Source organism: Fodinicurvata halophila, assembly GCF_042651425.1.
GTDB classification, from domain to species: Bacteria; Pseudomonadota; Alphaproteobacteria; order Kiloniellales; family DSM-21159; genus Fodinicurvata; species Fodinicurvata halophila.
Window position 1 is genome coordinate 261,672 of the sequence record NZ_JBHSCW010000006.1, and the last position, 12,299, is coordinate 273,970.

Below are 12,299 nucleotides of genomic sequence, written 5' to 3' on the forward strand. Positions count from 1 at the left end.
CCTAATGTCATGCCACCTGCCTCAAGGCAAAGGGATACGAGGCTTCATAGGCTTCTATACCTTGGGACGCGGCATAATGGCGAACCGCAGGCGGCACCCGCTCCGCGACCAAGGCGCCCGTGAGCTTGCCGTAAGCAAAATCGTCGCGTCGCCCTATTGTCCCAAGGTAGTCCTCGATCTGCTGGACGGCCGCGATCTTGGCTTCCGCACGCTTTACCTCGATGACCAACCAATCACCCGATGCCATATCGCGCGCAAGGACATCAATCCGCCGCGGGTTCACACCAGGGTCGACAGGGAATTCATCACCAATGATTCGGTGGCGCTCTGAAAACGGGGTTTTCTTCCACTCAAACAGTATTGCTCGCTGGATATCGTATTCGGTCTGGAAGCCGTCCGCTGTCTGACTGTCGCGACCTAGAAAGAGCACATTATGATCCAGGTCTCCCAAGAGCTTTAGCGTGGGAAGAATATGCTCGCGAGCCACCACCATATGCCCCGCACCGCGGTTGCGCTTCTCGAATTCAAAGGGAACCTGATGTTCCAGGAACTGCTCGTGATACTTCCCATTGAAGACCCCAACGCCATAGTCACCGCGGCCGTCTCTGTAAGTATCTATTGCCAGGGACCATTGGTTTTCTCGGGTTGGGGAGAAAGCCAGGTAGACACGGCCTTTGCGTGAAGGCCAGCGGGCATGGGGTTGAGGATGCCCTTTTCGGATCATCCACCGCAATCCACTCGCAAGGGCGGTTTCCACGAGTTCAATCGTTGGTGCTGTCAGTCTCCACCCTCGCGCGATGTAGGCATCATCGAACTGACTGACCAGCAAACCCTCGTCCACATCACTGAGTTCGATTCCGTTCTCGAACTGCATAACTGGCCCTCTCGATGTTACCTCATCACTCTTTGCGGAATAATGGTAAAATGCGCTCCAACTGAGCGCAACCCATGATCGCCACTGAGTAAAACTGGTTAGTCCTTAGGATTGTGGATGGTGCGCATATAGACGCGCGATGATAATGGCTGGAGCGGAGGTCACTAAGATCCTCTAGAGAGAGCACCAGGGAGGGTTAAGTCAGTTATCTGCATATACTGTAGGTAACTGACTTAACCCTTAGACCGCATCCTGGCGAGTACGAGAGAATAATTCCTTGCTCAGAAGGCTTCATCGAAGAAATTGCCAAGGACTTATACCCAAGCCAAAAAATGCCTGAATTGCACTGCCGCTCTTCGCCATCACACATAAGTATTTTATCAGGAAAACAAACCAGAAAGATGCGCAAATGGGGTAAAGAAGATTGTAGCTCATATAGCACAAACGCCATCCAAAGGAATTCCTTGTTTTGATTGGAACGACGATCGAGCAGATCACGCAGAATTAATTTGAATTCACTATATAGTTTAAAAAAATACACAATTAAGAATACATAACAACTTCTTTATAGGTATACCGAAGGAATTTTCGTCATTTCTCAATAATCTTTTGTATAAAAACAAAAAAACGATCACTCCCAATAGGGATACCTATATCGAATATAAAAATTTTTGAGCATGATTTTCAAGAAATTCGTTTACTTGAGATGATGAATTAAACGCTATTTTCCTTGTTATACTAAAGTGATAAGCACACTATCTATCGTATATATTGCCTGAATTTGATTCTACCAATTATTTATTTGATAATTTCATCCTGATCTTAATTCAGGAGGCGAAAATGACTAACGAACACTCTACTTCATTACTCTCTGTTAAACGGCGTTATCCAGAATTGGCAAAGAACGGAGCAAATCTCCTCGCCCAATGCAGCTATATGGATCTGATTTGGAGATTATCTAAATCCAAGTATGTGACCTATGCGGCATTGAAAGGAGGTCAGTCACTAAATGCGTGGGAACAAAGATATTACCGCTGCTCGAATGGGCTGGACATTCAACTTCTCTGCGAAAACCGGAATGTCCAGCCAAAAGAACTCTTATGGGCCATCACAAATAATGATAGCGCCTCATTATTCGGCATCAAATACGAATTAAATGACCATAGAATGAAATCTGTAAGAAATGGCTACACAGGATATAATAAATTTAAAGTGCGGGCCATCTTGGGATGTACAATAGTAAACCTTACCGTAACGGTATGGAATTCACCTCTGGAAACTTTCTGGGCTGATTATCTTCCCTACCCAAGTATGATTAAGCTCGATGAACCAGTTAGTGTACTTGTAACAAAGAAGGAGGCTATGCTCGCGGATAAACTGTCACTTCTTATTGAGTTTGGATGCGAGAATAGAAATCTAAAACATTATTACGATATTAGCTTTATTGCGAGATCATACAGCATCGATCGTCGTAATCTTGTTGAAGCGCTGTGGCTTGCGTTATGTCAGAGACAATCTATGGGGTACTTAATGAGACCAGATTGTTATTGGGAACCTAGTTTTTCCTTAACCTTCGCCCAAAAAGAAAGCTCTAAGAACATCTGGCATAAATTCCGTAACTCACAACCGCTCGACCCCGAAATTCCGCAACACTTCTCTTCCGTCATCGAGGAAACAAAAGCCTTCGCAATTCCCCTCTTTAAACAGGTCAAGGAACTATATCATTACAAGTTCCCATATTACGAGAAGGCACCAGCGCTTGATAGCAGCCTAAATGTAATGCCTCCACCTCTGGACGGACCTGAACACCATTCACCAATGTGATGAGTGATTCAGCGCGAACTCTCTTGCACCTATCCGCAGGGAACCCGATACAGGGCTCCCTGCGGCTTTCTTCTGGGTACTTTCCGAACAGAAGACACGACGATCGTCAGGTTCGTCGTTTGTCGAAAAATTTTCATACATAATTGGTTGTAAGCTGTAGCCCTTAATGTACATACCCATCGGTCGATGACTTAGGGGATAAATGCAACAGCCATTTGATTGATATGTCGCCTGGGCATGTCGTTGCTTTGGCTATAGCCAATGGCTCGGATAAAACCCCGCTCAGTGGCATTTTGATTAGCTTAGGGAATTTTCGGTAACTGCAATATATGCGTTCCGAATTTCATAAGTTATTGTTTTTAAACGATAATGCATAACTTACCTCAGATGCAAGTTATGCGTTACAGACGCATGATATGCGTTACCGCACATATAAGTTGTAAAAAGAAGTGGTGGGCCCGGCAGGATTCGAACCTGCGACAACACCGTTATGAGCGGCGCGTTCTGACCACTGAACTACGGGCCCAGCGAGCGGCATTGTGCCGTTTCCGCCCGCGGGTTCAAGAGATTTCCGGCCTCTCCATGCATGATGGAGAGGCCGGTCTCTCGTTCAGGTATCCAGGAAGGAGCGCAGCTTGCGGCTGCGGCTGGGGTGCTTCAGCTTGCGCAGGGCCTTGGCCTCGATCTGGCGGATGCGCTCGCGGGTCACCGAGAACTGCTGGCCCACCTCCTCCAGCGTGTGGTCGGTGTTCATGCCGATGCCGAAGCGCATGCGCAGCACGCGCTCCTCGCGCGGCGTCAGACTGGAGAGCACGCGGGTCGTGGTCTCGCGCAGGTTCGACTGAACCGCCGAATCCACCGGGATGATGGCGTTCTTGTCCTCGATGAAATCGCCGAGATAGCTGTCCTCCTCGTCGCCGATCGGCGTCTCCAGGGAGACCGGCTCCTTGGCGATCTTGAGCACCTTGCGCACCTTGTCCAGCGGCATGACCAGGCGTTCGGCCAGCTCCTCCGGCGTCGGCTCGCGGCCGATCTCGTGCAACATCTGCCGGCTGGTACGCACCAGCTTGTTGATGGTCTCTATCATGTGGACCGGGATGCGGATGGTGCGCGCCTGGTCGGCGATGGAGCGCGTGATCGCCTGGCGGATCCACCAGGTGGCATAGGTCGAGAACTTGTAGCCGCGCCGGTACTCGAACTTGTCCACCGCCTTCATCAGCCCGATGTTGCCTTCCTGGATCAGGTCCAGGAACTGCAGGCCGCGGTTGGTGTACTTCTTGGCGATCGAGATCACCAGGCGCAGGTTCGCCTCGACCATTTCGGTCTTGGCCTTGGTCGCCTCCCGCTCGCCCTGCTTCACCGTGGTGACGATGCGGCGGAACTCGCTGACCGGCAGGCCGACCTCGGCCGAAATCTCGCCGATCTGCTCGCGCAGCTGGGCGATCTCGTCGGCCTCGCGCTCGGCGAACTTCTTCCAGTTCTTGTTGATGCCCGACACCCGGGACAGCCAGTTGGGGTCCAGTTCGTGCCCGTAGTACTGCTTCAGGAAGTCGCCGCGATCGACCTTGTGCTTCTCGGCCAGGCGCAGCAGCCGGCCTTCCAGCGTGACCAGCTTCTTGTTGTGCTCGTACAGGTTCTCGACCAGCTGCTCGATGCGCGCATTGTTGAAGTGCACCTTCTCCATGTGCTCGACCAGCTCGTGGCGCAGCGCGGTGTAGAGCTGCTCGGCGTCCTCGGGCACATCCTTGCCGGCCTGCATGTACTGCAGGCGCTTCTCCTGCGCCTGCGACAGGGCGACGAAGGTCTCGTGGATGGAATCCAGCGTCTCCAGCACATGGGGGAAGAGCTGCTGCTCCATGGCGGACAGCGAGATGGAGCTTTCCTCTTCTTCCTCCTCCTCGTCGTCCTCTTCTTCACCCTCTTCGGACTCGTCCTCGGCGCTGTCGTCCTCGTCCTCGCCTTTCTCGGCGGATTTCTTCTGCGAGGCGGGGGCCTGGGCCGGCTGCTCCTCGGCCGCCTCCTCGGTCGCGGGAGCCTCTGCCTGACTTTCACTCTCCGCCTGACTCTCGCTGTCCGCCTCGCGGACCGCCTCTCCAGGCTGGCTCGCGGTGTCCAGCGCGGCCCCGGCCTGGGCATCCCCGGCCGCGGCGACGCCCAGATCGGCGCCATAGGTGGCGTCCAGGTCGATGATGTCGCGCAGCAGGATATCGCCCTCGACCAGCGCCTCGCGCCAGGACAGCAGGGCGCGAATGGTCAGCGGGCTCTCGCAGATACCGCCGATCATCTTCTCGCGGCCGGCCTCGATGCGTTTCGCGATCGCGATCTCGCCCTCGCGGCTCAACAGCTCGACCGAGCCCATCTCGCGCAGGTACATGCGCACGGGATCATCCGTGCGCGCTGCGTCGGCGTCGTTGATGTTGCCGCTGGCGGCCTCGCCTTCCTCGCTTTCCTCCGCGTCTCTGGGCTCGGCTTCCTCGCTCTCCTCGTCCTCGATCACGCTGATGCCGCTTTCGGACAGCGTGGCCATCACGTCCTCGATCTGCTCCGAGGACACCTGGTCGGGCGGCAGGATCTGGTTCAGTTCGTCGTAGGTAACGTAGCCGCGCTCCTTGGCGCGCGCGAGCATGCGCTTGACGGCCGCCGTAACCTTGTCACCGAGGGCACCTTCGCTGCTTTCCTCGCCGGCTTCCGTTTCTTCGCTGTTTTCCTTCGTCTTGGTCGCCATCTACACCCTCACCAGAGAACCATACAAACGGTTGCTTCGGCCCGGATACAGGCCGAACCGCTGTCAGTCATCCGAGTCCTTCTTTTCGAACCGATTTATGACGCGCGGATGCGCTGTCGAATCTTCCGCCGCGGAGATATCCGCCCGCATTCTTTCGAGATGCCCTTCCGTCTTGCCCTCGCCCACGCCGCTTTCGGCCAAGGTATCTTCGGCCCGTTTCCGGATTTCCTCGCTAACCTGCGCCCCCCGGACACTCTCTTGCGTTCGCCTCAGCCAGTATTCCATCCTGCGTTGTGCTTCTACGGAGGACGCATCCTCCGTCAGAAACGGCTCGTGCAATACCACAGAGGCCTCCGAAAGCCCTTCGAGAAGCCCGGAAAAACCCTGATCGCGTAAGTGGCACTTAACCTGTGAAGAGTCAAGGTCGGCAGGCTCGGCCAACAGGTCCAGCAATGCCCGGCGCAAGCCATCCAGGTCCTCGGCCCCCAGCTCCGCCATGGCCAGTTCCTCGGCCCGCGCCCGGGCGGCCTCGGGATAGGCCAGGGCCAGGGCCAGCAGGACCTGGGCCGGCCGGCGGCGCAGCGCCGTCTGCGGCGGCGGCAGGGGACGGCTGCGTGCCACCGGCTGGCCTCGATCCTGCCAGCCACCCTTCTGCCAGCCGCCTCTTTGCCAACCCGGGGTCGCACGCCCCCACTTCGCACCGCTCCGCCCAGCGGCGAAGCCCTTGGCCTGACCCCGTCCAAACAGCTGGTCCAGGCGTTCGAAGACATCCCGGCGATAGGCCGCGCGGACGGCCTGATCCTGAATGGCCTCGGTCTGCTTCAGGGCGTCGTGGCGCAGGGCGGCCCGGCGTTCCGGCGTATCCAGCCTGCGGCCCGCCAGCTGCATGGCCCAGAGCATCTCCGCCAGGGGCTTCGCCTGGTCCAACAGGGCCTTCAGCGCCGCCGCGCCGCCGGTCTTCAGCAGGCTGTCGGGATCCTCGCCCGGCGGCAGCGTGACGAAGCGCAGGCTGTGCCCGGGCTTCAGCATCGGCAGCGCACGCTCCGAAACGCGGTGCGCCGCGCGTTGGCCGGCCTCGTCCCCGTCCAGGCAGATCACCGGCTCCGGCGCCATCTTCCACAACTCGCCCAGCTGCGCCTCGGTCAGCGCCGTTCCGAGCGGCGCCACGGCCGCGGGAAAACCGGCCTGGGCCATGGCGATGACATCCATGTAGCCCTCGGCGACGGCCAGGTCCTCGCCGTCGCGTGCGGCCTGGCGTGCCTGGTGCAGGTTGTACAGCACCTGCCCCTTGTGGAAGAGTTCCGTATCCGGGGAATTGAGATACTTTGCCTTCGCATCCGCCGCCATGGCACGGCCGCCAAAGGCGATCACCCGTCCGCGCCGGTCGGTGATGGGGAAGATGATGCGGTTGAAGAAGTAGTCGCGCGGCGCACTGCCGTCGTCCGGCTGTTTCAGCAATCCGGCGGCAATCAGAAGATGATCGTCGATGCCGCGCGCATTCAGGGCCTGGCGCAGGGCACCGCGCTGGTCCGGGGCAAAGCCGAGACGGAAGCGCTGCAGGGTGACGTCTTCCAGTCCGCGCCCCTTGAGATAGGCGCGCGCGGCCGCGCCCTCCGGCGCGGCAAGGCGCTCGGCAAACCAGCGGCAGGCCTCCTCGAGGGCGTCCTGCAGGCCGGCGCGGCGTTTCTCGCGCGCCTGGCTCTCCGGACCTGTGCGGGGAACCTCCAGGCCGCACAGCGGCGCCAGCTTCTCGATGGCCTCGCGGAACTCCAGCCCTTCGGTCTCCATGACGAAGCGGATGACGTCGCCATGCGCCCCGCAGCCGAAGCAGTGATAGAACTGCTTGTCATCGTTGACGGTAAACGAGGGCGTCTTCTCATTGTGAAAGGGGCAAAGACCCGTGTGCTCGCGGCCGCGACGGGTCAGGCGCACGCGCCGGCCGACAACCTCGGAAACGGGCAGATTGTCGCGCAGACGCTCGAGGAAATCCGTATCGAATGCCATGACCCCATATCACCCGCCAGAGGAAGAGCCCGTGTGGGGGCAGATCTTTATGCCTGATCTTCGCGGCGGAGAAAACTTCCACGCAACAAGAGATGGGGGCCCGGCCGGCGCTGCGGAAGGCCTCCCCTGAAAATGGGTTGTCCCCCGGCCATCCACCGCGGCAACCGCCCGGTGGGGATAACCCTGTGGATAAATTCGCCGTTCAGGGCCTCGAGACGCCGCAGACCGCGCCTCTCCGCCATGTGGACAAGCAAGCCGAACACCCCGATTTTCCTACCTTCCGGCAGGCATCCTCCCTGGAAGAGGCCGTCCACCTGGCCTGAGGTCAAGACAGCTGTTGCTTGACCATCTGGCTGGCACGCGTGAAGTCCATGCGGCCGGCATAACGCTGTTTCAGATCGCCCATCACGCGGCCCATGTCCTTGACGCTGTCGGCTCCCAGCCGGCTGACCGCCTGGTCGACAGCCGTGCGGATTTCCTCCTCGCTCATGGGCTGGGGCAGGAACCGCTCGATCACCTTGATCTCGGCCTTCTCCTTTTCCACCAGGTCGGCACGGCCGCCCTTCTCGTAGAAATCGACCGATTCCCGGCGCTGCTTCACCATCTTCTGCAGCATCTCCAGGATCTGGTCCTCGCTCAGACCATCGCTGTTGCCATCCGTGCGCGCCTGAATGTCGCGGTCCTTGAGGGCCGCCAGGATCAGACGCACCGTCGACAGGGTCGTCTGGTCCTTGCTCTTCATCGCTTCCTTCAAGGCTGTCGTCAGATCTTCGCGCAACATGACCGCGCTTCTCCTTGCATCATCGAGCCTGAGCCGGGCGGACGCCCGGCATGTTCACTCAACTACATGATATCCAATGAAAAAACAGTAACCGCCCGGTGCTTGACCAATCCCGGTCCGTGACGTAAAGACTGCATCTGCAATCATGCGGATGCGGCCCTATCCTCGCTCGCCGGTCTTCCGAGCACCGGATTTCCTCCGGCAGATCGGAAAGGCCCTATATAGTAAAGCAGGGGTACAACGCAACCGCTTTGCGGCCGCATCGGACTGCCGGGACTTCGCGGTTTCGGCTCTCCACCGGCCTCGCGCAACAGGACACGCCGATCATGAACGACAGCCCGACCTCCAGCAGCCCCTCCCCGCACGCCTTCCCCAGCGGCTCCGGACAGCGACCGGACGGTGCCACGGCGGCGGTCGTGCTGGCGGACGGCACCGTCTTCTGGGGCCGGGGCATCGGTGCCGCCACCAGCAAGGTGGGCGAGATCTGCTTCAATACCTCCATGACCGGCTACCAGGAAGTGCTGACCGATCCCTCCTACGCCGGCCAGATCATCACCTTCACCTTTCCGCACGTGGGCAATGTGGGAACCAATGCCGAGGATGTGGAGACCACCACCGCCGCCGCGCGCGGCCTGATCCTGCACGCCCCGGTGACCGAGCCTTCGAACTGGCGCTCAGCACAACACCTGGACGCCTGGCTGAAATCCCAGGACCTGCCCGGCATCACCGGCGTGGACACGCGCACCATGACCCGGCGCATCCGCGACCTGGGCGCGCCCCACGGCGTGATCGTCCATGCGCCGGACGGCAGGATCGACGTGGAGGCATTGCAGAAACAGGCGGCCGACTGGCCGGGCCTCACGGGCATGGACCTGGCCGCCGAGGTTACCTGCCGCCAGACCTACAGCTGGGACCAGACCACCTGGCAGCTGGACCAGGGCTATGGCCGGATGACCGCACCGCGCTATCACGTGGTCGCGGTGGATTACGGCGCCAAGCACAACATCCTGCGCTGCCTGGCCGCGCTGGGCTGCCGCGTGACGGTGGTCCCCGCCCAGGCCAGCGCCGAGGACATCCTGCGCCATGAACCCGACGGCGTGTTCCTCTCCAACGGGCCCGGCGATCCGTCGGCCACGGGTGCCTACGCAGTGCCCACGCTGCAGCGCCTGATGGAGAACGAGAAGCTGCCGATCTTCGGCATCTGCCTTGGCCACCAGCTGCTGGCCCGCGCGCTGGGCATTGAGACCGAGAAGATGCATCTGGGCCATCGCGGCGGGAACCATCCCGTGAAGGACCTGGCCACCGGCAAGGTGGAGATCACCAGCCAGAACCACGGCTTCGTGGTCAAGGACGACAGCCTGCCCGCAAACGTGGAGGTCAGCCACGTCAGCCTGTTCGACGGCTCCAACGAGGGTCTGCGCGTCAAGGACCGCCCGGTCTTCTCGGTGCAGTACCATCCCGAGGCCTCGCCCGGCCCCCAGGACAGCCACTACCTGTTCGAGCGCTTCTTCGAGTTGATGGACAGCGCTTTTACGAAAGCGTGAGCGCCGGTTTTCCGCACACCTCTTGTCTAAAGGCATGGCAGCCCAATTTCTTGGGTATTGCTTTTCAAGAAACGGGAGGTCTTCTCAATGCTCAAGCACATCCTGGCCCTGGCCGCCGGCCTGGCCCTCGTCAGCGCCCCGGCGTTGGCTGAAAACGACGATCTGGTCATCAAGAGCAGCCCGCATGGCGTTTCCGAAACCCTTGACCGGCTGAGCGAGGTCGTCGAGGAGAACGGCGCCAGGGTCTTTGCCCGCATCGACCATGCTGCCGGCGCTGCAGCCATTGACGAGGACATGCCGCCCATGGAGGTCCTGATCTTCGGCAATCCCAAGATGGGAACGCCTCTGATCCAGGAAGCCCCGGAAGTGGGCCTGGACCTGCCCGTGCGCGTCCTGGTGTGGGAGGACAGCTCCGGCAACACCCGCGTCGCCTATCTGGAGCCCGAAGAGCTGGCGGATCGCTACGATATCGACGAGGACTCGGAAGCGGTTCAGAACATGGAAAAGGCCCTCGACAACCTGACGGGCGCCGCGATCTCGCAATAACTCCCTCCCAGCACACCCAACGACACTTCAGCAGCCCTGCGCCCGGCGCCGCCATTCGCCGGGCGGCAGGCCATAGGCCGCGCGGAAGCTGCGGTTGAAGAAGGCCACGTCGGAAAAGCCCCAGGCGGTGGCGATCGCGCTCACCGAGCGCCCGGACTTGCGCCCGTCGGCCAGATCGCGCCGGCAGCGCTCCAGCCGTTGCCGGCGCAGCCAGCGTCCCGGCGACACCTGCTCCATCTGGAACAGGCGATAGAGCTTGCGCTCGGAAATGCCGAACTGCTCCGCCATGACGCCCGGGGTCAGGCCCTCGTGCTGCAGGTGCGCCTCGCAGAAGACCTTGATGCGGGCCAACAGCTGCTCGCCGGGCTCGCCGCGGCGCCTGGCCGTGGTCAGCGGTGCCAGCGAGGTCACAGCCAGCCCCAGGAAATAGTGATAGAGCTGCTCACGATCGCTGCCCCGCCGGAAGGCCGTGTCGCGCCAGGGGGATTCGGGAAATGCGGTCGATACCTTTGGGTCGGCTCCAGGGCTGTCGGCCTCATCCTGTCCATCCCCGGTCCCGGCGATCTCCGCCAGGGCCATCAGGAATCCCGCCAGCGCCGGCCCGGCCGGTTCCGGAATCACCTTGCCATGGGCGCTTTCCGCCGCCGGCAACAGGCGGTCCACCGCCGCGCGCGGCAGGAAGGCCGTGACGAAGCGGAACGGCCGGCGGAACTCCAGGGCATAGGGCTGGTCCCCGTCGACGAAGGACACCGACCCGCGCGGCACCTCCACGGCGCCGGCCTCACTGTGCAGCCAGCCCGTCCCCCTGGACATGACGCTGACGAAATAGCGCGCCGCCGGCCCGCGCGCGATCTCCTCCGGCCCCCGATGGATCACCTGCCGTTTCGAGCGCACCTCGGCGAAGGTCAGCGGCCCGAAGCTGCACATCCGGATCAGCGCCTCGAAGTTGCGCGCCCGACCCGCCTCAACGCGGCAGGGAATGCTCTGCCGGCTGAGGATATCGCTCCAGGCCGCCAGCCGCGCCTCCCCGCTGAGCCCCGGGTCCGGAGACCAGTCATAGGGCCTGTCAAAATAATCAATAAACTCTGTCTTGGTGCTCAATGCGCCCCCTTTTGCTTTCCAGTATAGGGGAAAGCGGCATCGGGACGCCACCCACGCCTGTCCGAACGACAGGGCACGCGGTGCACGCCCGGCCGGCCGAGGGGACGCCGGCAATGCCGCCGGACAACAAGGGTTCGGCACACACCACAAGACGCCCGGGGGCTTCCTCATGACATTCCAGCCGATCCGCAATCGCCGCACGCATCTGATCCTGGCCGGCACCACGGCCCTGGCCACCGCCGGCCTGCTGTCCACGACAGTCGCCTTTGCCGAGACCTTCGAAGTCAACACCTACGAGGAACTGCGCAATGCCATCACCGATGCCAACGAAAGTGGCGATGGCCAGGACACTATAACCTTCACCGGCAACATCGCATACGACCCCGACAGCGGCGATTCAGACCTGCCCGAGATCAAAAGCGACCTCACCATCGAAACCGGCGACCACTATCTGAGCGTTGCGGACAGCACCTCTCGGGACGGGGCAGAGATCACATTCGACATGATCGAGGAGGCCTCCCTAACATTCGATGGACAGGCTTTCGGTGGCAAAAGTGCAGAATACGGCGACGGCGGCGCCGGTATCGACGCAGGGGACGGAAGCGAACTCATACTGGACGCCGATACGACCGTGACCGGTGGTGACGGTGATAACGACGGCGGCACCGGCATCGAGCTGGGTCAAAACGGCTGGGCCGAAATCGCCGGCGAGATCACCGGTGGCGATGGCGATACTTTCGACGGCGGCGCCGGTATCGACGCAGGGGACGGAAACGAACTCATGCTGGACACCGATACGACCGTGACCGGCGGTGGCGGTGATGACGGCGGCGCCGGTATCGAGGCAGGGAACGAAAGCACCCTCACGCTGGACGCCGATACGACCGTGACCGGCGGTGA

At 60.5% G+C, this 12,299-nt stretch carries 9 protein-coding genes, 1 tRNA gene and 1 pseudogene; 5 read left to right on the forward strand and 6 right to left on the reverse strand.

Annotated features, from left to right (window positions below):
* Positions 1–7 precede the first annotated feature (7 nt).
* Positions 8–874, reverse strand: coding sequence for an endonuclease NucS domain-containing protein (locus ACFOW6_RS12180; RefSeq protein ID WP_382422647.1), 867 nt, complete (start codon positions 872–874; stop codon positions 8–10).
* 840 nt (positions 875–1,714) lie between these two features.
* Between ACFOW6_RS12180 and ACFOW6_RS12185 the strand changes: the two genes are divergently transcribed.
* Complete coding sequence (locus tag ACFOW6_RS12185; protein ID WP_382422648.1) at positions 1,715–2,698, forward strand: nucleotidyl transferase AbiEii/AbiGii toxin family protein; 984 nt, start codon at positions 1,715–1,717, stop codon at positions 2,696–2,698.
* 450 nt (positions 2,699–3,148) lie between these two features.
* Here ACFOW6_RS12185 and ACFOW6_RS12190 read toward each other — a convergent pair.
* The 3 genes from ACFOW6_RS12190 to dnaG form a co-directional block, all read right to left on the reverse strand.
* Positions 3,149–3,224 (reverse strand) — tRNA-Ile (locus tag ACFOW6_RS12190).
* An 84-nt stretch (positions 3,225–3,308) separates the two neighbouring features.
* Positions 3,309–5,423 carry an RNA polymerase sigma factor RpoD gene (gene rpoD, locus ACFOW6_RS12195; RefSeq protein ID WP_382422649.1) on the reverse strand — a complete coding sequence of 705 codons (2,115 nt, stop codon included), beginning with the start codon at positions 5,421–5,423 and terminating at the stop codon, positions 3,309–3,311.
* Positions 5,424–5,486: 63 nt separating this feature from the next.
* Positions 5,487–7,427 carry a DNA primase gene (dnaG, locus tag ACFOW6_RS12200; RefSeq protein ID WP_382422650.1) on the reverse strand — a complete coding sequence of 647 codons (1,941 nt, stop codon included), beginning with the start codon at positions 7,425–7,427 and terminating at the stop codon, positions 5,487–5,489.
* 185 nt (positions 7,428–7,612) lie between these two features.
* Here dnaG and ACFOW6_RS12205 point away from each other — a divergent pair, with 185 nt between their 5' ends.
* Positions 7,613–7,750, forward strand: coding sequence for a hypothetical protein (locus tag ACFOW6_RS12205; RefSeq protein WP_382422651.1), 138 nt, complete (start codon positions 7,613–7,615; stop codon positions 7,748–7,750).
* 2 nt (positions 7,751–7,752) lie between these two features.
* Here the strand turns inward: ACFOW6_RS12205 and ACFOW6_RS12210 are convergent, their stop codons facing one another.
* A complete protein-coding gene (locus tag ACFOW6_RS12210) occupies positions 7,753–8,208 on the reverse strand; it encodes a GatB/YqeY domain-containing protein (protein WP_382422652.1) in 456 nt (151 codons plus the stop codon).
* 326 nt (positions 8,209–8,534) lie between these two features.
* Here ACFOW6_RS12210 and carA point away from each other — a divergent pair, with 326 nt between their 5' ends.
* Both carA and ACFOW6_RS12220 read left to right on the forward strand, forming a co-directional pair.
* Entirely contained in the window at positions 8,535–9,752 is a 1,218-nt protein-coding gene (gene carA / locus ACFOW6_RS12215) for a glutamine-hydrolyzing carbamoyl-phosphate synthase small subunit (RefSeq protein ID WP_382422653.1), read from the forward strand.
* Between the two features lie 87 nt (positions 9,753–9,839).
* Positions 9,840–10,298, forward strand: coding sequence for a DUF302 domain-containing protein (locus ACFOW6_RS12220; protein WP_382422654.1), 459 nt, complete (start codon positions 9,840–9,842; stop codon positions 10,296–10,298).
* A 27-nt stretch (positions 10,299–10,325) separates the two neighbouring features.
* Here ACFOW6_RS12220 and ACFOW6_RS12225 read toward each other — a convergent pair whose 3' ends face one another.
* The gene (locus ACFOW6_RS12225) at positions 10,326–11,399 is read right to left on the reverse strand and encodes a helix-turn-helix domain-containing protein (RefSeq protein WP_382422655.1); all 1,074 of its coding nucleotides are present in this window, start codon (positions 11,397–11,399) and stop codon (positions 10,326–10,328) included.
* Between the two features lie 169 nt (positions 11,400–11,568).
* On the opposite strand from ACFOW6_RS12225, the pseudogene ACFOW6_RS12230 reads away from it, so the two are divergent.
* Positions 11,569–12,299 (forward strand): annotated as a pseudogene (locus tag ACFOW6_RS12230) (hypothetical protein); the annotation flags it as partial.